The sequence below is a fragment of the Streptomyces sp. M41 genome (assembly GCF_043673425.1).
Classification (GTDB): domain Bacteria; phylum Actinomycetota; class Actinomycetes; order Streptomycetales; family Streptomycetaceae; genus Streptomyces.
In genome coordinates this window covers 38717-58025 of record NZ_JBIMKE010000008.1, presented here as the reverse complement: position 1 = coordinate 58025, position 19309 = coordinate 38717, and the positions used below count along the sequence as shown (strand labels likewise).

Genomic DNA, 19309 nt, shown 5'->3' with positions numbered 1-19309 from the left:
GAATGTACATCGGCATCGACGTGGGCACATCCACCGTGAAGGCGGCGGCCTTCGACCGTGCGGGCCGTGAACTGGCCGTCGCGGCCCGCCCCGTGGCCCTCGCCCTGCACGGCGGGAGCGTCGAGCAGGACATGGAGGAGGTGTACGGCGCGGTCCTCGCCGTACTCGACGAGGTGATCGCACGCGTCCCGGAACCGGTCGAGCTGGCCGGGCTCACCGGCCAGGGCGACGGCGTCTGGCTGGTCGACGCGGACGGCCGCCCGGTCCGCCCCGCCGCCTCCTGGATGGACGGCCGCGCGCACGAACTGCTCGACCGGTGGCTGGCCGACGGCACGTTCGAGTCGGTGTTCCGGCGGACCGGCAGCGCCATGTTCCCGGGGTGCCCGGGCCCGCTGCTGGCCTGGTTCGACCGCCATGAACCCGCCTCCCTCGACGCCGCGGCCACCGCCCTGTACTGCAAGGACATGGTGTTCCGCCGGCTGACCGGGGCCCCGGCGACGACGGATGTCTCGGACGCGTCGATGCCGTTCCTCGACCCGCGCACCCGGCGCTACGACGACCGGGTCGTGGAGCTGCTGGGCCTCACGCACCGCCGCGGCCTGCTCCCGCCTGTCGGCGATCCGGTCGCGACGGCCGAGGCGCGCGAGGGGCTGCCGCCGGGGACGCGGCTCGCGAACGGTCCGTACGACCTGCCGTCCTGCGCGCTGGGCGCCGGGGTGACCGGCCCCGGCGACGGGCTGCTGATCGTCGGCACCTGCCTGGCCTGCCTGGTCGCCACGACCGACCTGGACCTGAAGGGTGAGCCGGCGGGCCTGTACATCTCCACCGACCGTCCCGGTCACTGGCTGCGCGCCATGCCCGCGATGGTCGGAACGGCGGCCCTGGACTGGGTGCTCACCACGACCGGCGTCCGTCACGAGGAGGTCGACGCCCTGCTCGCCGAGACGCCGCCCGGCGCGCACGGTGTCCGTGTCCTGCCGTACTTCGCCCCTTCGGGCGAGCGCGCCCCGTTCGTCGAGCCGCGGATGCGTGCCGAACTCACCGGTGTGTCCCTGGAGTCCACGAAGGCCGACCTGATCCGCGCCACCTGCGAGGGCATCGGCTACGCGGCCCGGCACTGCCTGGCGGCGGCGGGGCTCACCGGCTCCCTGGCCGTGTGCGGCGGCGGCACCCGCAGCCCCGCCTGGATGCGGCTGCTCGCCGACGTGCTGGGACGTCCGCTGCGGGTCGTCGAGGGTGAGGTGGGCGCGCGGGGCGCGGTGCTGGCGGCGGCGGAGCGGTTCGGGGTCGCCCTGGACGCGGCGGCCTGGACGGAGCCGACGGCCATCGTGGAGCCGGACGCGGCCCGGGCGGCGTACTACGCGGACGCCTACGAGGACCATCTGGCCCGGCTGGCTCAGGCGCGGCACACGGCCCGCGCGTGAACGACCCGACGACACAAGGGAGTCCAAGTCAAATGCACCTCAGACGTCGTTCCCTGCTGCTCGCGGCTGCCGCCGCCCCGGCGGCCACGGCCCTGCCCGCACAGCCCGCGCACGCGGCCGGGCAGGCCCCCAGCGGCCGGCGGCCGGTGGTCATCGGCCACCGCGGCGCCGCCGGCTGGCGCCCCGAACACACCGCGGTCTCCTACACGTACGCCGTGCAGACCGGCGCCGACTGGATCGAACCGGACCTCGTCCCGACGAAGGACCACGTCCTGGTCGTCCGGCACGAGAACGAGATCTCGCAGACGACCGATGTGGCCTCGCACCCGGAGTTCACGGACCGCCGTACGACGAAGACGGTGGACGGGCGGTCGGTCACCGGCTGGTTCACCGAGGACTTCACGCTGGCGGAGCTGAAGACGCTGCGCGCGGTGGAGCGGCTGCCGCTGGTCCGCAACCGCAACACCGTGTTCGACGGCCGCGAGGAGGTGCTCACCTTCCAGGAGGTGGTGGACCTGGCGCGGCGGCTGTCGAAGGAGTACGGCCGTACGATCGCCGTCTTCCCGGAGACCAAGCATCCGACGTACTTCCGCTCGATCGGGCTGCCGCTGGAGCCGAAGCTGGCGTCCGTGATCCGCCGCAACCGGCTCCGGGCGCGCGAATGCGTCGTGCAGTCCTTCGAGCCGACGTCGCTGAAGCGGATCGCGGCGGAGCGGCTGAGGGTGCCGCTGTGGCAGGCGCTGGGGACGACGGGCGGGCCCTACGACCTGGTCTCGGCGGGTGATCCGACGACGTACAAGGACATGATGGCCCCGGCGGGGCTGACGCGGATCGCCGAGTACGCGGACTGGATCGGGCCGGACAAGTCGTCGGTCGCCGCCACGTCCCTCGTCGCGGACGCGCATGCGGCGGGGCTGCGGATCGGGCCGTACACCTTCCGGGCGGAGAACCAGTTCCTGCCGGCTCACCTGCGGCGGGGTACCGGACCGAACGATTTCGGGGACGCGTTCGCGGAGTACGCGCTGTACTACCGGCTGGGGGTCGACGCGGTGGTGACCGACTTCCCCGATCTGGCGGTGATGGCGAGGAGAGGCTGATGGCGACGCGCACTCTGGACTGCCCGACCTGCGGCACCATGCAGGCGTTCCGGCTTCTCGACCCGGCCGAGAAGGCCGCGGTGCGGGAGAAGGAAGGACCCGGCTTCTATGTCGGCAACCTGTGGCGGTGCACGGCCAAGGGCTGCCTGACGTACTACCCCCAGTTCCACAAGGCCGGTCACGGCCGCCTCCCCGAGAGGTTCGCCGAGGAGGAGGCCGCCGCCGAGTAGCGCTCAGCCGTTAGAGGTCGTCTTCTCCCGTCGTTTCATTCGTGATGCGTGGTCGGTCCGATGGTGTCGGGTCGCGCCAGGAGATGGTGTTCTCGCCGGTGAGGCGGCGGGCCATGAGGTCGGTGATGGCGAAGTGGACCATGGCTTCGGAGCGGGCCGGGAGGATCTCGCAGTCGCGGGCCAAGCGGCGGTGCAGCATGAACCGTCCAGCGCTTCGGGTTCGGTATGAAACCCCTGCTACCTGGGGCGCGTTGGGCGATTTCGAGGTCGATGCGCTTGCCGTGATCAAGGAGCTCCTCGGCCACGCCCACATCGGCGTCACCGCCGGCGTCTACGCTCACGTCCGGCTCCGCCTCCAGCGAGACGCCATCGACGCCCTCGGCAACGCCCTCGGCCCGGGCGACGATGCCCCCGACGACCCACCCACCGCGGCCGTCGTCCGTTGACGTTGCCGTCAGCGTTGCCGTCAAAAGACCCTGAAGGCCCGCCGGAACCATTCCGGCGGGCCTTCAGTACGTCCTCAGGCAGATCAGATCCCAGCAGGGATCAGTCGACCCATCCCTGAATATTCGACCTGGACTCGATCGAGAAATAGCCCTCGACGTTCATCCTGGAGGCGGTCTTCCTTTCGTAATGCTCCGACGCGAGGTAGAGCAACCCCTCAGCCTCCTGAGCAAACGGCGCAACGAAGCGATCGAATCCGACACCAGAACTCAGGACATCGCCGTACGCCCTTTCTCCCGCCAAGATGCACGCACAGCGGGCATAAAGGAAGTGGTCGCTCGTCTGCGGGAGTTGCAAACCATTGGCAAGCACCACTGGCACCTCCGCCAGATCCCTCCTGTCGATCCGATAGAGCGACTCCCGAAGTCGCTCAACAAATCGAGCCAAGGCCTCGGGCGCCATCACGCTGAGCTGCCCGGAGATCCGTTCCAGGGCAGAGTCGATCTCGCTCTCATCTTGGACGGAGCTTGAGCCGATGACCTTCCAGAAATCAGTCACTTCGAGCCGCCCCTACCAGAGTCCGAGTTGTTCGAATTTTTCGGCATCTTGCCTTTGCTCCAAGATTTTCTTGCCCGGCGACGCAATGTCGTTCGACAGATCGACTCCCTGACCGCGCAGTTCCTCCATCCGGAGATGTTCAGCAACGAACAAATCATCATTCGTTCCGCAAACGTGCGTACAGGTCGCATCTCCGCGGCTCTTCAGGCGCCCACTGTCGATGTGATCCTGCAAGCGGTTATTGAAGTTCTTCGTCTTGCCGACATACGTCTTTCCGGGATTCAGCTGATCCTCAAACTCGTAAATCCCTTGATTCTTGTTGCAGTTATGCACAAGAACCGGCGTGGCCCCCGCCAGCACATAGTACGCGTGGATATCCGTGACGGTCAGATCGTGCGTGCGCTGCCGCTTGTCGAAGTGACGGTTGGCCGCGATCTCTGCCGTATCGCCGGACGGGGTACGCAACTTCATGCCGGGCTTAAGGTCGCCGGCCTTGATCCACGCCTGATGAGACACGACCCAGAAGGGATGGGTCGTGGTGGCGATCAGCGCCTGCTTCTTACCCGGGGCGGTCTTCACCGTGAGGTCGGAGAAGTGCTTGTCGTCCTCGGTGACGATCGTGCCCGCGACTTCCCGGACCGTGGTCTTGCGGGTTTTCGGGTCGGTTGTGACGACCTTGTCGCCGAGCTTGATCTTCTCGATCGGCTTGGCTGTGCCGTCGGAGAGCAGGACCTTGGTGCCGGGCAGGAAGCTGTGGCACTGCGGTTCCTCGGTTTTTTTCTTCTTCTTGAGGGCCTCCGCTGCCTTCTTTCTTGCGTCTGCCAGTTTGTCCGTCGCCTGGGCGAGGCCGGCTCTCGCCTTGCCGACGGCCTTGTTGGCCTTCCACAGGTCCCGGGCTCCGCCGATCAGGTCGCCGACCAGGCCGGTGACCCGCTTGGCGAGTCTGATGCCCTTGGCCCAGTTCCACGGCGCGCCGTACTTGGCGAGGATCTTGCCCGCCAGGCCGCCGGCGAAGCTGCCGGCGATGTTGAGCAGGGTCTCGCCGCAGGCTCCGACGTCACCGCTGGAGATGCAGTCGAGGGCTGCGTCCACGCCCAGGATGTCCCGGGCGATCTTGACCAGGGCCTTGCCGGCGGATTTGATCCGCTGCTTGGCGGAGGACTGCTGGGCCTGCGCGCCCGCCAGATTCGCGGCAGCCGCGCTGACCTCGGACTGATGGTCTACGACGGCGTCCGGTGTATAGCCGACAACCTGGCCTCCGTGGCACTCGACCCGTGGGTCCTCACAGGCCGCGTTCTTCAAACCAGTGGGATCGGCGTTGGTGACCGGCGAGTTGGTCGCGTACGCGTAGCCGTTGATCTGCTGTGGCTGGGTGTAGTCGATGAGCGGGTCGACCGAGATGAACTTTCCGATCACCGGGTCGTACTCGCGCGCCCCCAGGTGTGTCAGTCCGGTCGACGCGTCGATGGTGCCGCCGACATAGCCCTTCTCACCCGGCCAGGTGCCGGTCTTCTCCCCGCGCGCGACGCCGTAGGGGTCGAAGCGGCGCTGACTGATCGCGCCGGTCGCGGCATCGATGGCCACCTCGCCCGTGCCGTGGTGATCCGAGGCGACATAGGACAGCTTGGCCGCGGTGCGGACCGCGACCGACTGTCCGGCGAACTCGTAGTAGCGGGTGGCTTCCGTCTTGGTGCCGTCGGCCGACAGCTTCAGCTCGGTGCCGGGCAGGTAGACGGTGGTACCGGTTGGGTCCTTGCGGACGAGGCGGTTGCCGGAGGCGTCGTAGAGATAGCTGGTCTTCGAGCCGTTCGCCTCGGTGACCTCTCTGACCTTGCCGGTGTCGGTCCACGCCAGTGACTGGGCGTCGCCCCCGATGGTGCGCTTGGTGGTGTTGCCCGCGTCGTCGTACTCGTACGTCGACTGCTTGTCGCCGGTCGGGGTCTGCTCGGTGACCTTGGTGAGCTGGTGCGGGCCATCGCCCTGCGCTCCGGCGGTGCCGTACTCGTAGCTGCGGGTGATGTTCTTCGCAGTGTCGAGGCCGGTGTCGTGCAGCGTCTCCGTGGTGCGGTTGCCGAGGGCGTCGGTCTCGTACGACTTCCAGTACGGGGCCGGGCCGCCGAGCGAGTTCGATCCGGGCGCCGCGTCACAGGCGGTCGGTCCCGTGCCGTTCACCGGGGTGGTGGAGCCACGCGTGCCCGTGCCGCCCGCCGTTGTCTCCGTTGCCGCCGGGGTCCAGGCATCCGCGAGGCGCTGGCGGCTGTCGTAGGCAAAGCACTGCACGTCCGGCGAGGCCGAGTTCGCAGTGTCCGCGATGGACAGGACATTGCCCGCCAGGTCGTAGGAGTACGTGGAGTCCTTCGCCGGTGCGGTGGCGCCGTAGACATCGACGACCGAGCGGGTCAGCCGGTCGGTGCCGGTCTCGTAGCTGAAGGTCTGCCAGACCTTCTTGCCGCTGCCCGAGTACAGCTCCAGCTGCTGAAGCCGGCTGGTGCGCGAGTAGACGGTGTTCGTGACGTACGACGTGGAGCCCGTCATCGTCTTGGGGCGCTGGAGGGCGTCGTAGGTGTAGGTCAGCGCTTCCGACGGCAGGTCGCCGATGGCGGGCAGGCCGGTGCTCCGAAGGGTGCCGTCACGGTTGTAGCCGGCGGTGAAGACGTAGGTGCCGGCCAGGGAGCCCTGAGACGCCGGGACCTGGTAAGCCGTCTTCAGGGGGCGGTAGAACTCGTCCATCGACTGGACCGCGGTGGTGAAGAACTCCGTGGGCGAGATGTAGCTCACGTGACCATAGGCCTGGCCGAGCCAGCCCGCCTTGTCGTACTTCGTCTCCGACAGCTTCGTGCCAGTGGTGGGTTCACCCTGCCAGGTCGTCGCCACGCGGCCGAGGCTGTCGTAGACCGTGGAGAGCTTCTTGTTCCGGCCGTCGTACGCGGCGACCGGCCGGTCCAGCTCGTCGTACTCCGTGCGCGAGGTGCCCGCGTCCGGGTCGATCGACTTGGTTTTGCGACCCAGTTGGTCGTACTCGTGACGCCACACGTTGCCCTTGGCGTCGGTGACCGTCTCCAGCGAACCGCGGGTGGTGTACGTGTACTTCGTGACGTCGTACGGCACGCCTGCGCCCGGGGACGCGCCCCGGTAGTGGCGGAGCTCCGAGACGTTGCCCTGGCCGTCGGTGATCGTCGTCGTGGGCACGCCGCCGGTGGGCGGATTGACGTGGGTCAGCTCGCCGTCGTAGGTGGTCGTTGTGCGCCACTGCTCGGCGCCGCTGACCGCGAAGATCTGTGCCGTGGTGCGGCCCAGGCCGTCGTACTCCAGCAGGCTCTGCTGGCCGACCTGGCTGTTGCTCACCAGCAGCAGTTCGTCGGAGGGGGCGCCGGCGGCGTTGTATGTCGAGTTGGTCTTCTTGATGCTGCCGGTGCCGTTGTAGAACGTGTCGGCGACCATGCGGGTGCTGTCCGGGCCCTCGGTCTGGATCTGCCGGGGCCGCAGCAGGCTGTCGTAGAGCTGGTACTCGCTGCCGTATGAGCCGTCGTTCTCGATCTTCTCGGTCTTGATCGAGGTGACCTTGTCCTTACGGGCGTTGTAGGAGTACTTGATGCTCGGTGTCTGCGTCGACGCCCGGTCCGCCAGCCACACCGAGGTCAGGCGGCCCAGTGCGTCGTAAGCGAGGTCCGTCCGTCTGCCGTTTGGGTCCGTCTGCCCCTTGGACATGCCCCAGGCGGGGGCGTAGTCGGTGGTGGTGGCGTGGTTGAGGGCGTTGTGGACGACCGTCTTGGTCAGCAGGCCGTTGGTCTCCGTGTACGCCGTCTTCGTCAGGTTCTGCTTGGCGTCCTTCTGGGTCAGCGGGCGGCCGTAGCTGTCGTACGTCGTGGTGCCGGTGACCTGGTACGTCGCAGTGGTGCCGTTGTGCGACGTCAGGCGCTCGGTCTTCGTCGCGTCACCCTTGGTCGGCGCCGCGCCGTACGCACCGCCGTCGTAGGACGTGCGCTCGTCCGCCAGGACCTGCGTCTTGTAGTCCGGGGTGGCGGAGCACTTCACCGACAGCGACTCGCTGCGGGAGGGCAGCGACAGGATGTTCTGTGTGGTGTTGTCCGCGTACCAGGTGCGGGTGCAGGTGTCGTCCTTGGTGGTTGAGACGTCGCCCAGGTCGTCGACCTGGGTGACCCGGCCGCCCTTCGCGGTGTCGTAGGCCGTCGTGGACTTTGTCTCGCGCCAGGTGCCGTCGGACTTCAGCTCGAAGCCGCGGCCGGTCTGGGTGCGCACGATCGACGCGCGGGTGGTGCCCCAGCTGCGGGTCTGGGTGGCGGTGTAGTGCCGGTACGGAGTCGCGATGGTCTTCGAGACCAGCTTGTCGCCGTCGTAGGTCGCGGCCTCCAGCTGGTGGCCGGTGAACTCCTCGTCGTCCGTGTAAGTGGCGCCCGTGGAGTCCTTGACCGTCACCGAGCGGGTGCCGCCCGCCGGGTCCGCGTCGCCGTTCATGCCCCGCATGTAGCTGTAGTCGATGCGGGTGGTCTGCTTGTCGGCGGTGCCGCTGGTGACGGTGACCTTGCCGTAGCCCTGCCAGCCGCCCCAGGTGAGGTACTTGGCGTCGGTGATGCCGTCCGGCTTCGCCTTACGCCAGGCCGCGTCGCCCTCGTATCGGTAGCGGGTGACCATGCTGTCGCTGCCGCCGGTGCGGTCCGTCTCGATGACCGACGACACGACGTACTTGTGGAACCAGTCCGTGATCGGATCGGTGTAGCCCGGTGGGGCCCACTTCACCGGGTAGCAGCGCTTGGTCGACTCGCCCGGCTTGGGCAGTGCGTCCTTGGTGCAGTTGGACGCTGCGTAGGTGACGTCGAGCTGAGCGCCGGTCTCACCGAGGACCATCGACAGACGGAAACGGTGGAACGGCGCGATGTTGTCGCCGACCGCGTCGACACGGTTGGCCAGCTGCTCACCGACGAGGTCGACGGACGGCAGTTTCACCGCTGTACCGGCGCGGCCCTCGTGCTCGATCTTCGACAGCCACAGCGTCTTGGAGTCGTCGCCGTTGTCGGTGAACAGGTGCGTCAGGGTCCAGGCGTCCACGTCCTGGTAGGTCGTGGCGTCCTTGCGCATCTGCGTGACGATCGAATCGAGGCGCTTGGTCGTCCAGAACGTCTGGACCGGCGAGGTGCACTTGGTGTCGACCTTGCACTCCTGGTCGACCGGGACGTCCGGCCAGTGACCGGCGTTGGCCTTGGTGCGCTTGCTCACGGCGCAGTCGAAGTCGGCGGTGGGCAGGCAGCGCTCGGCGGTGTTGAAGGCGATCCGGGCGGGGGCCTTCGCCGCGTACACCTGACCGTCGCGCTGGCCGTAGTCGATCCGCTTGAGGTAGCCGCCGCGGTGGTACGCCGTGCCGTTGACGTCCGTCTTCCCGTTGAGCGCGTAGTAGTTGGTCTCGCGCCCGTAGAAGTAGGACATCACGTTGCCGTGCGTGTCCTTGACGTAGTCCAGGCTCCAACGCCAGGCCTGCTTGCAGTGGGCGCTGGTGAAGGTGGCGTTGTAGCAGGGCTCACCGGAGTCGTCGCCGAAAACCGGGGCGGTGAAGACCGAGTTGGTCTCCTCGTTGCCCGTGGCCCAGCCCGGCAGGCGGTTCTGGCCGAAGTAGTACTCGGTGCCGTCCGAGGTGGTGATGCGCCAGTACTCGCCGTCGTTGTCGCCGTTGGTGGCGCCGGTCAGCTTCTCGACCTTGCTGCCGTCGTCGGAGGACAGGTGCCACTTGCCGGTGGTGTCGTCCTTGACCAGCTCGCCGGCGCTGCCGTTGAGCATGACGGTCGCGTTGTCGAACGCCCAGCACTGCTCGCCGGAGTTGGTGTGACCGTCATCGGAGCAGGGCTTGTAGCGACGCTCGATGTAGCCGGGGTCGTAGGAGAAGCCCTCACCGATCCAGGAGCCCTGGTTGTTGGTGGCCGAGGTGCGGCCGTCCGCGGACTGGGAGGAGTAGCCGAGGCCCACAGTGGGGACCTGGCCGCCCGGAGTCGGGACGGAGCGCAGCGGGTAGTTCCAGTTGAACGCGCCGGAGGAGGTGGCGACGTTCCAGCCGGCCGACGGGGACAGGGCCGTCGCCTTGTAGGTGCCCTGCGCGCTGGACGGGCCTGCCGCCACCGCCAGCAGGGACGCCGTCGTGCCCGCCATCGTGGAAACGCCCTCAGCCGCGGCCGGGGCGGCCGTCACGTCCGCGGAGACCGTACCGGCGCGGACGTCGTTCACGGTGGGCAGCACCTTGGGCTGCTGCCGGCAGTCCTTGCTGCCGGGCGCGGCATACGCGGCGCATGCGGGCAACTGCACCAGGCGCAGCCGGGAGGCGTACGAACCGCCGAAGCCCTCGGCGAAGTCGGAGTAGTCGACGCTCAGGCGGACCTTGGCGGCCTTGTCGCCGCCGTCGGACCGCTCGACCCCGAGGAGGACGCCGGCACCGAGCTTCGCGGCGCGGGCCGGATCGAGGACGTCGACCTGCACCTCGCTCGGTGCCGCCTTGGCCGCCTTGGCACTCTTGGGCTTGACCACCTTCAGCGGCAGGCCGCCCGCTTCCGCGGTGGCCCCCAGCTTCACCTCGGCGCCGCCCCGCTTGGGCCATACTGCCCTGTCGAGGCCCTTGACCGCGGCCTTGCGGGCCGGGTCCGAGGGCCGGGACTTGGATTTGGCGTCGCGCCCCTTGGCGGGATCGCCGTCATCCTGGACGCCGGGGCGGCTGGTGCGGCCCCGGGCGTTCTCGTCGAGCGCCACTGCCTGGACGGTCGACGCGGACAGCGCCAGGGAAAGCCCCAGCACTGTCGCGACGACCGTCTGTCTCGGCATGCGGCGGCTCAGTGAGCGGCCACGAAACATGCGGTCGGATCCCCTTTCGGAGGAGAACGTCATGGATTGGAGGGGGAAGCGGCATGGGACGGGTGTGCCGGGCCCCCGAGGACCCGGCACACCGCAGAAAGTGACGGCCTGTCACATGTCGGGCACGGCCGTCAGTTCGGCCATCTGCTGCACCGCGACTCTGTCGGCGGCACCGCTGTAGACGCGGACCTCGTCCAGGGCCCCGGCGAAGTACTCGCTTGGCCCGCGCAGCGAACGGCCCACCTGCAGACTGCCAGTGGCGGGCCACAGGGTGTCGTCCTTGCCGTAGGCGCCGGCCGCGAGCTGGCCCTCGACATACAGCCGGATCGAATTGGCGAAGGCGTCGTAGACGACCGCCAGGTGCTGACCGGAGCCGACGGTGTCGGGCCGTTCCTGATCGTCGGTGAAGGTGACGACTTCGGCGGTCGCCGAGTCCGACTTCGCCACCGCCAGCTCCCACTGCCGGGTGGCAGCCTGGTAACGGACCTGGACACGGTTGGCGTTGGCACCCGGCAGGGACAGCACCGTCTGCGACTTGACCGGGTCCAGCGAGGTGAGCAGGGCGCGGGCAGAGATCGTGAAGCTGCCGCTGCCGGTCACCGGGGCGGTCGCGGTCGACGCATAGTCCCCCTCCCCGTCCAGCACCAGGTTGCCGTCGCCGACCAGGGGGGCGGTGGCAAACAGGTCGTCCGGATCGGGGCGGTAGATGGAGGCGTTGCCCACGAGAGTCAGCGCCTGACCGCCGCCGGTCTCGGCGGAGGCACCGCCGGCGGCAGCGTCGAGCTGCCAATAGCCCTTACGCACCGGCTTGATCGTCATCAACTCGGCGACCTGGGCCCCAGGCAGAACCCGGTCGAACACACGGACCTCGGCGAGGTCGCCGACGAAGTGGTCGCGATAGCCGCTCTTGGCCGTCGCACGACCGATCTGCAGTGGACCGTACGACTTCCAGGTCGAGCGCCGGCCGGCCGAGGCCTTGAGGTCCTTGTTGACGTAGAGCTGGAGCTGGGGGCCGCCGCTTCGCTGGGCGTCGTACACACCCGTCAGCAGCACCCACTGGTTTTTGACCACGGATATTCCGGAGGAGACGGCCTTCCACTCTCCGAGCGAGTCGACGTCGTTGACCGGGACGGCGAACTTCCAGGCCTGCGCCCCAGCGTCGTAGCCCAGGGTGAAGCCGGGCTCGCCGGTGCCGTTCTGGCTGATCACCGTCATGTTCCGGTCCAGGGCGGTGGGCCGCACCCAGGCGCTCACGCTGAAACTCTTGGAGGTGTCCAGCACCGTCTGGCTGGTGTCCAGCCAGGCATCGGCGCTGCCGTCGAGGCGGGCCGCCTTGTCGATCTTGCCGCCGGGGCCGTCCACGCCGAAGGTGACGGCCGTGCCGGCCGTGGCCGAGAACTCCCCGCTCTCGTCGTGCGCCTCGGTGTTGCCAACATCATCGGCGAGACTCCACTGGGCGACAACGGGCTTACCCTCGCTGACCAGGAAGTGATACGGGGTGCTGCTCGCGTGGTTGGCCTTGTCGACGGCGATCACCTCGAGCACGTGCCGTCCCGGCCGGGTCGGCATCCAGTCAACGGAGACCGAGCCGCCCGGCGTGGCCGGGGGGAGGTCCTTCAGCGCGGCACCGTCGAAGGAGTACCGGTACTTGACGACATCGGTGTCCGGGATGGTGTCGTTCGGGTTGGGCGAGAAGGTGAAGGTGCCGTAGGTGCCCACTCCGTCGTGGTACTCGGTCCCCGGCGGGTACTGCGGGGAGTTCACCAGCGGCTTGCCCGGCCAGCTCCCGTCGTAGGTGAACTCACAGCGCTGGGCGGTGTTGCCCTCCGAGCTCCAGGGTCCGTACGAGTCGTCGCCGTCGGTGGCCCGGGCGCTCCAGTAGATGACGGTGTTCTGCGGGATCGTCGACCTGACGGTGTGCTCGAACTTGGTGCCGGAAGTCGGCGACAGCCATTCCTTGGTCAGGTACGTGTAGGACTTGGCTGTGCCGTTCTCGGTCCACTCGACCTTGAACTGGACCTTGACCTTGTCGGTCTGGCCATTGCCGTGGTCGGGGTCGCTGGCGATGGCCTGCAGCTTCGGCGGCTTGTCGACGTATGCGCGGGTCGAACCCCAACGGCACAGGCCACCGGGGTCGGTGTACATGTCCGACGTCTTGATCTGCCGCGGCAGGGTGTTGTACTTGATCGACAGGTACGCGTTGCCGCAGATCCGCTTCCACTCGGCGAACCGGGACTCGTCGGCGGCGCGCAGGCCCAGCGTCATCGCGTTCCAGCCGCCCGCGGCTGCCGTCTTGATCTCGTTGGTCAGCTCGCCGCTCTTACCACTCTCGAAGTGCAGGTTGGCCTGACTGGAGCAGGAGGTCGGGGAGATCGCCTTGTCAACGGTCTGCAGGTGGTTCACCCAGTCGCCGGAGGTGTTGGACCAGTTGCTGGACGAAGTGAGCGAGTAGTCCTTGCCGCCGACCCGGTAAAGCCGGATGGGCTCGGCGGTCGGGGTGGCGCTGTAGATGTGCTCCACCCGGGCGGAGAAGGTCGCTCCGATGATCTGCTTCCCCTTGTAGTAGGAGAGCGGCATCGTGAACATCGTGCGGCGCACGCCGACGCCGTTGCAGGAGACCGGGTTGTAGTCGGTAGGGCACTTGCCTACGCCCGCGCTGCCCGAATACTTCCAGTCCTGTTCGCTGGGCATCCCGGACATGATGCCGGTCCAGGACGTGCGCGAGGTGGTGCGCTGGATCGGGTCGATGACAACCGGGAAGACGGTGTCCTCGCCGTTGAGGAGCCGCTGGTCGGGGAGCAGGCTCATCTTGTCCTTGCCGACCTCGACACCGAGCGGGGCGACTCGTCCACCGCCGCCCGGGCCTTCGAGCGCGGGCTCGGGGGCTGTCTCAGCCTGCGGGCCGGGCGTTGTGCTTTCGTCCGCACCGGCCACGGCGGAACTCAGAGCCTTGGATACGGCCTTGGGGCCCTGCGTGCGGGCTGCGGCCTCGGCCACGGCAGCCGAGTCCCACATCGCGGGTTCGCCCGCCTGGAAGACGGTGCCGCCGACGGCGGCGTCCTCGGCCACGATGGCGCCGGCGGTGTCCTCGGCGACCTTCAGGCCCTTGGTGGTCAGGCCCAGGTCGATCCTGTCCAGCCGCGGGTCGGCCGCCGCCTCGGGCGACTTGACGACCAGCAGATGCCCGAACCCGTCGGCCTCTGCTCGGACGGTGAGGTCCACACCGGGCAGGGCGTCGACGTAGGTGGCGGTGTCGCCCTTGACCTGCGGCGTAGGCAGCTTGCCGTACGGCCAGGTCAGGGCGAACTCGCGGCCTGCCCGATGCATCGTGACGAACGGCTCGGATGCCTTCCCGGCGGAGAAGCTCAGGTCGACGGTGGCGGCCTTCGGCCCCCAACTGCCGTCAGCCCGCTCCACCAGCGTCGCGTCGACGTCGACCCACTTGCCGTTGCGGACCGTGCGGACGGGCTCGGTGTACTCGCGAGCCGTGAAGGAGCCGTCAGGCTCGGCGAAGATCTCCCTGCGCTCGGTGCGCAGCCCGACGACCTCGGTTTTCTTGCCGCTTTCTTGGGCGACGGCGAGGGCCTGCTGCTCGGTCTGCATCGGCTGGTCGGCGGCCACCGGCGTCTGGGGCTGCGACGGCTGGTCTCCCTCGCCCGGGAGGACCGTCACGCCGGCCACCACCGCGCCGGTGACGGCCGCCGCCACGGCGGCACGAAACACCACGCCTCGGCGTATCGGTCTGTGTCTGTCTGCGGACACGGTTCTGCTCTCCAGTTGGTTCACGTCTGTCTCAGAGGGTCCGGCTCCCCGAAACGCTCGCTCCGGCAGGGCCATGCCAGGCACTTGACGGGTCGCCAGCGAGGTCGGCAGTGCTCAGGCATCGCCCCCGCGAGGACTGTCGCCCTCATCGGGTCGCATGTCCTCGCGGTCGTCGGGCACGGGAGGCCACGAGCACTGTGACGTTGTCAGCGGGTGGTGGTGCCGAAGGCGACGCCGCCGGCCGGAATGTCGCCCTCTCCGGGCTTGAAGGTCTGCGTCGGCGCACCGCCGGAAGCCACGTTCCAAGGGAAGCCGTAGACCGCCCGCCCTTCGGCCGGGCCGTAGGGCACACCCACGTACAGCAGCGAGGAAGTGCCGCTCAGGGCGAGGCCGGTGAGCATGCGCGGCGCCGGTGCGGACGGTACCCCGAATGCGGGGTCGATCGAGACGTCGGAGGCGCCGGGCGCGCCGACCAGCGGGACGATGTGGACGCCGCCCTCGTCCGGGAACTCCTCGGTCGTTTCCTCGCCGGGCACGCCGATCGCGAGCCTGGTGGTCGTGGCCGTGGAGGTCGTGTTCGGGGAGGTGTTGGCGGCTGCGAGGCGCTTGCCGAACAGGTCGCCGGCCTCACCCTCGCCGTCCACGTCCGCGGTGTTCTGACTGATCCAAGCAGTCTCACTGAAGGTGCCCCCGGCCGTGAGCCGGAAGACCTGGACGGCGCCCGCGTCGACGGTCGTCTTGCCGTCCTCGCCGGGAACACCGACCGCGAGCAGCGACTCGGTGGTGGAAGTTGCTCCGGAGGGCCGGTAGGGGACCATGGCGAGTGCCGTGCCGAACTGGTCGCCGACCTCCGCGTCCCCGTCGATCGCGTCCTGGTCCTGCCCGAGTCCGCCGAGCGGCTTCGGGTAGCCGGCGATCAGCGTGTGGCTGAACCAGGCCACGCCGCCGGCGAAGGTCGCGGTACCCAGCGCCTCGCCGGGTGTGCCGACCGCGAAGTGCGTCGGGCTCGCGGCGAGCGCGCTGCCGAAGCGGTCGTCCCGCTCCGCAATGCCGGCTACGGCACCGCCGGTTTCGGTGTCCTGGTTGATGCCGACGACCGTCTGTGCGGTGCCGCTCACGTAGTAGAAGGAGCCCGCGTCCTCGACAGTGCCGATCGACTCACCGGGGGCGCCGATCAGCAGGTACGGCGTGCCACCGGACGTCTTGCCTGCCGCGACTGCGAAGCCGACCCAGTCGTCGGATTCGGCGGTGCCGCCCAGCGGCTTGTCGCTGCCCTGGTAGATCTCCTTCACGGCCCGGCCGCCGGCGTTCAGCCCGTTCGTGGAACCGTAGATCACCTGCACGCCTCCGGCGTCGGACGCGGCGCCGATGTCCTCGTACGGGGAGCCGACCACCAGGTCGCTGCAGCCGTCGAGGTCGGCGTCGTATACGGCCAGCGCGTGGCTGTAGTGGTCGCCGGCCTCGGGCACGCCCGGTACCCCGTCCGTGGCCTGCGAGAGCGTGAGGGTGCCCTTGCCGCCGCCGTAGACGACATGCACCACCCCCGCCTTCTGCACGCCGTCGACACTCGCCTCAGGGTCGGCGATCGCCGTATCCCTGACGCCGTCGCCGTTGAAGTCCGAATCGATACCCGACGGGCACGCAACGGCAGCTGTGGCGGGTGTACCGCCGACGGTGCCCTCCCATGTCAGCAGTGCCCCCGCCAGAACAGTGGCAGCACCAAGCCGCCAGCCTTTCCCCACCCTTGACACGGACACCTCGTACATAAAGAGAAGCTAAGAAGGTCAAGCGATCATCCCTTTACGCAAAGCGCACACGCAATACACATCCCGTCACTTGCGAATATGACAAAGATCACAGCGCATGCCCATTTCACCCATAGGGCATGCATGGGATCGGCTCGACATACACCGCCCCGAACTGGCCCCACGGCAACGCCACTTGCCCGACCTGCGGCGTGGCGTCGCTCGTATCAGCAGATCCGACCTGGCTCAAACTGATCCTTCATCAAGTGGTCATTGAGCGGGCACAGGAAGGTCATGATATCTTCACACTCCTTTATGGCACCTTCCCTCGCAATCGACGCCCAACAGCATTCGATCGGCCAATTAAAGAGCCATCCAGAATACGGGGCGCGCCCGTTATTTCTTGGAGAGCGTGACGATGGCTATCCCGGCCGTTTCCGTAATTGTCGCCGCATACAATGCGATGCCTTATCTGACGCGTTGCATCACATCCGTCGCCGAGCAGACCATCGGGCAGGATGAGCTGGAGATCATCGTCGTCGACGACGGGTCAACCGACGAGACAGCCAGGGAACTTCACCGCTTGGCGGGCGTGTACCCAGGGTTGATCACCATTTTTGAGCAGCCGAACTCCGGCGGCCCCTCGGCACCTCGTAATGCCGGACTCGACCACGCACGCGGACGCTTCGTGTTCTTCCTGGACGCCGATGACTACCTGGGCCCGGAAGCCCTCGAACGCATGGTGGCCATGGCCGAGAAGAACGGCACCGACGTCGTGCTGGGCAAGATGGTAGGCGTCGGCGGACGCGAGGCCCCGGCCTCGATGTTCCGCCGTGACCAGCCGAAGACCGACGTGTTCTCCTCCCGCGTCTACTGGACACTCAACCCCATGAAGCTCTTCCGCCGGGAACTGCTGGAGCGTCACGCCCTGCGCTTCCCCGTGGACCTGTCCATCGGCGAGGACCAGCTGTTCGTCGGACCCGCCTACCTCCACGCGGCAGGCATCTCGGTACTGGCCTCCTACGACTGCCTGTACTGGGTACAGCGGGAGGACGAGGGCAACATCACCCTGCGCCCGGGCGGAACCGAGACCCGGCTGACCTTCCTGCCGCGCGTGGTCGACATGATCATGGAAAACGTGCCACCCGGCCCGGGACGCGACCACCTGGCACAACGACACCTCACCGTCGAGGTGCAGCAACTCCTCGACCACCTGGTGCACGAGCCCCGCCCCCAGCAGGAAAAGGCCCTCGCCCGCCTCGCCGACACCATCACCCCGCTCTGGCACGAGGGCCTCAACGACCGGCTCTCGGCGATGGCCCGCCTGCGGCTGCACCTCGTACGGCACCGGATGCTCGACGAACTCCTCGCACTCGCACGGTTCGAGCGAGAACTCGCCCGGAGCTCCGTGTCCACCCCGGTCCTCATCGACCGCGGCCGCGCCCTCGCCCGCTACCCCTTCCTTCGCGACCCCGACCGCGCCATCCCCGACACCTGCTACGACATCACAGCTCAACTCGGCGTACGCCACCGAATCGACCGTGCCGAACTACACGGCACCACGCTGCACCTCGCCGGACACGGCTACCTCCACCGCGTCGCCACCGAGGACGTCACCACAGAACTCGTCCTGCGCGAACGCGACTCCAAGGAGGAGTTCCGGCTGCCGGTCACACACACCGCGACGCCCCGACTCGGCGCCGATGAGGACAGCGGACACTACGCCTACGAGAAGGCCGGCTTCGAGGCAACCGTCGACATCACCACGGCCGCCGACGGCGGTCCTCTCCAAGACGGGCTGTGGGACATCTCCCTCGCCATCGGCGCCCGAGGCATCACCCGGGAAGTCCGCGTCGGCAGCAAGCGGGCCACCACCGTGTCGGGCAAAGCCGCCACACACGTCGTGAACACAACCGAGGGGCCACGGGCCGCCACCCTCTACACCACCCACCCACACGGCAACTTCACGCTCGACCTCGGCGAGCAAAAGCACCCCGTACTGCCCCACCTCAGCCTGGACGACACCGTCCGATGGGCCGCCGACGCCCCCACCGAGCTGGAGCTCACCGGCCGCTGCACCCTCGCCGGCCACCCCGAGGGCGCTCTCGCGGTAGCCGTCAGCAACGACCGGGGAGACAGCACCTCCTTCGTCGCCTCGACCACCGACGGCTCCTTCGTCGTACGCGTTCCCGTCACTGAACTCCCCGCCGGCATCTGGCATGGCGCACTACGGCTCGGCGACTGGGCACTACCTCTCCCGGCGCTCCCCAGCAACCTCACTGCCGCGAAGTGGCGCCGCCGCGCCCTGCCCTGGTACGCAAAGCCCGCCGTGAACGGCGAGAACGGCCTCGCCCTCCACGTCGCCAGGACCGACCTCGTCAAGGCAATGACTCGACGCAGCAAACCCCGACGGGGGGCAGCGGCCTGTTGACTCAGGAGAAAACGACCCCTTAGAGGTTGCTGAAGTCCGGCCCCTTCGTGCGGGTGCGCTTGATCTCGTAGAAGCCCGGCACGGAGGCCACGGCGAGGGTGCCGTCCCAGAGCTTGGCGGCGTCCTCGCCCTTGGGGGCCGGGGTGACGACCGGGCCGAAGAAGGCGATCTGCTCGCCGTCGGCGCCGGGCACGGCGATGACCGGGGTGCCGACCTCCTGGCCGACCTTCTCGATGCCCTCCTTGTGGGAGGCGCGCAGCTCGGCGTCGAACTCGAAGTCCTCCTGGTCGGCGTAGTCGATCAGGTCGGCGGGCAGGCCCACATCGGCGAGCGCGCCGGCGATCGCCTCGACGGTCGGGCCCTCGCCGTTGTTGTGGAAGCGGGTGCCGAGTGCGGTGTAGAGGGGTCCGAGGACGTCGTCGCCGTGCTTCTGCCAGGCGGCGGTCACCACGCGCACCGGCTTCCACGCCTGCTTGGCGAGCATCTCGCGATAGTCCGCGGGAAGTTCGTCCAGTTTGTCCTCATTCAGCACGGCCAGGCTCATGATGTGCCAGCGGACCTCGATGTCGCGGACCTTCTCCACCTCCAGCACCCAGCGGGAGGTCATCCAGGCCCAGGGGCACAGCGGGTCGAACCAGAAGTCGACGGGGGTCTTCTCCGACATGTCTCTCCTCATGAGGCAGGCGTGTGTCCGCGCAACGCCTGGGGAACGCCGCCGCCCGCCCTGTCATTCCCTGGTGCCGGACGGACAGGGCACATGGCAGGATCA

Annotated in this window: 11 protein-coding genes; 5 read left to right on the top strand and 6 right to left on the bottom strand. The window is 68.4% G+C overall.

What is annotated here, in order from left to right; genetic code table 11:
* Positions 1-2: 2 nt before the first annotated feature.
* The 3 genes from ACHBTE_RS13410 to ACHBTE_RS13400 are packed head-to-tail and all read left to right on the top strand — an operon-like array spanning position 3 to position 2751.
* Positions 3-1424, top strand: a complete 1422-nt coding sequence (locus ACHBTE_RS13410) for an FGGY family carbohydrate kinase (RefSeq protein WP_394723987.1) — start codon at positions 3-5, stop codon at positions 1422-1424.
* 32 nt (positions 1425-1456) lie between these two features.
* Positions 1457-2521, top strand: a complete 1065-nt coding sequence (locus ACHBTE_RS13405; RefSeq protein WP_394723986.1) for a glycerophosphodiester phosphodiesterase family protein — start codon at positions 1457-1459, stop codon at positions 2519-2521.
* Entirely contained in the window at positions 2521-2751 is a 231-nt protein-coding gene (locus tag ACHBTE_RS13400; RefSeq protein ID WP_394723985.1) for a hypothetical protein, read from the top strand. The genes ACHBTE_RS13405 and ACHBTE_RS13400 overlap by 1 nt, the downstream gene beginning before the upstream one ends.
* A 10-nt stretch (positions 2752-2761) precedes the next feature.
* On the opposite strand, the gene ACHBTE_RS13395 is transcribed toward ACHBTE_RS13400, so the two are convergent.
* Complete coding sequence (locus tag ACHBTE_RS13395) at positions 2762-2950, bottom strand: hypothetical protein (RefSeq protein WP_394723984.1); 189 nt, start codon at positions 2948-2950, stop codon at positions 2762-2764.
* Between the two features lie 52 nt (positions 2951-3002).
* Here ACHBTE_RS13395 and ACHBTE_RS13390 point away from each other — a divergent pair, with 52 nt between their 5' ends.
* Entirely contained in the window at positions 3003-3197 is a 195-nt protein-coding gene (locus ACHBTE_RS13390) for an integrase (RefSeq protein ID WP_394723983.1), read from the top strand.
* A gap of 100 nt (positions 3198-3297) precedes the next feature.
* On the opposite strand, the gene ACHBTE_RS13385 is transcribed toward ACHBTE_RS13390, so the two are convergent.
* The 4 genes from ACHBTE_RS13385 to ACHBTE_RS13370 form a co-directional block, all read right to left on the bottom strand.
* Positions 3298-3753, bottom strand: coding sequence for a DUF4240 domain-containing protein (locus tag ACHBTE_RS13385; protein WP_394723982.1), 456 nt, complete (start codon positions 3751-3753; stop codon positions 3298-3300).
* Between the two features lie 12 nt (positions 3754-3765).
* Positions 3766-10572: a polymorphic toxin-type HINT domain-containing protein gene (locus ACHBTE_RS13380; protein ID WP_394723981.1), complete on the bottom strand. Its 6807-nt coding sequence runs from the start codon at positions 10570-10572 to the stop codon at positions 3766-3768.
* Between the two features lie 141 nt (positions 10573-10713).
* Positions 10714-14328: a LamG domain-containing protein gene (locus tag ACHBTE_RS13375; RefSeq protein WP_394723980.1), complete on the bottom strand. Its 3615-nt coding sequence runs from the start codon at positions 14326-14328 to the stop codon at positions 10714-10716.
* A 242-nt stretch (positions 14329-14570) separates the two neighbouring features.
* Positions 14571-15920: a VCBS repeat-containing protein gene (locus tag ACHBTE_RS13370; RefSeq protein WP_394723979.1), complete on the bottom strand. Its 1350-nt coding sequence runs from the start codon at positions 15918-15920 to the stop codon at positions 14571-14573.
* Between the two features lie 607 nt (positions 15921-16527).
* Between ACHBTE_RS13370 and ACHBTE_RS13365 the strand changes: the two genes are divergently transcribed.
* Positions 16528-18540: a glycosyltransferase gene (locus ACHBTE_RS13365; protein ID WP_394723978.1), complete on the top strand. Its 2013-nt coding sequence runs from the start codon at positions 16528-16530 to the stop codon at positions 18538-18540.
* A 19-nt stretch (positions 18541-18559) separates the two neighbouring features.
* Here the strand turns inward: ACHBTE_RS13365 and ACHBTE_RS13360 are convergent, their stop codons facing one another.
* Positions 18560-19204: a DsbA family protein gene (locus ACHBTE_RS13360; protein ID WP_394723977.1), complete on the bottom strand. Its 645-nt coding sequence runs from the start codon at positions 19202-19204 to the stop codon at positions 18560-18562.
* Between the last annotated feature and the right edge of the window lie 105 nt (positions 19205-19309).

Excerpts from the sequence above, each read along its gene's own strand:
- ACHBTE_RS13410 (WP_394723987.1), top strand. The coding sequence starts at position 3 with ATGTACATCGGCATCGACGTGGGCACATCCACCGTGAAGGCGGCGGCC.
- ACHBTE_RS13380 (WP_394723981.1), bottom strand. The coding sequence starts at position 10,572 with ATGCCGAGACAGACGGTCGTCGCGACAGTGCTGGGGCTTTCCCTGGCG.
- ACHBTE_RS13395 (WP_394723984.1), bottom strand. The coding sequence starts at position 2,950 with ATGCTGCACCGCCGCTTGGCCCGCGACTGCGAGATCCTCCCGGCCCGC.
- ACHBTE_RS13400 (WP_394723985.1), top strand. The coding sequence starts at position 2,521 with ATGGCGACGCGCACTCTGGACTGCCCGACCTGCGGCACCATGCAGGCG.
- ACHBTE_RS13360 (WP_394723977.1), bottom strand. The coding sequence starts at position 19,204 with ATGTCGGAGAAGACCCCCGTCGACTTCTGGTTCGACCCGCTGTGCCCC.
- ACHBTE_RS13405 (WP_394723986.1), top strand. The coding sequence starts at position 1,457 with ATGCACCTCAGACGTCGTTCCCTGCTGCTCGCGGCTGCCGCCGCCCCG.
- ACHBTE_RS13365 (WP_394723978.1), top strand. The coding sequence starts at position 16,528 with ATGGCTATCCCGGCCGTTTCCGTAATTGTCGCCGCATACAATGCGATG.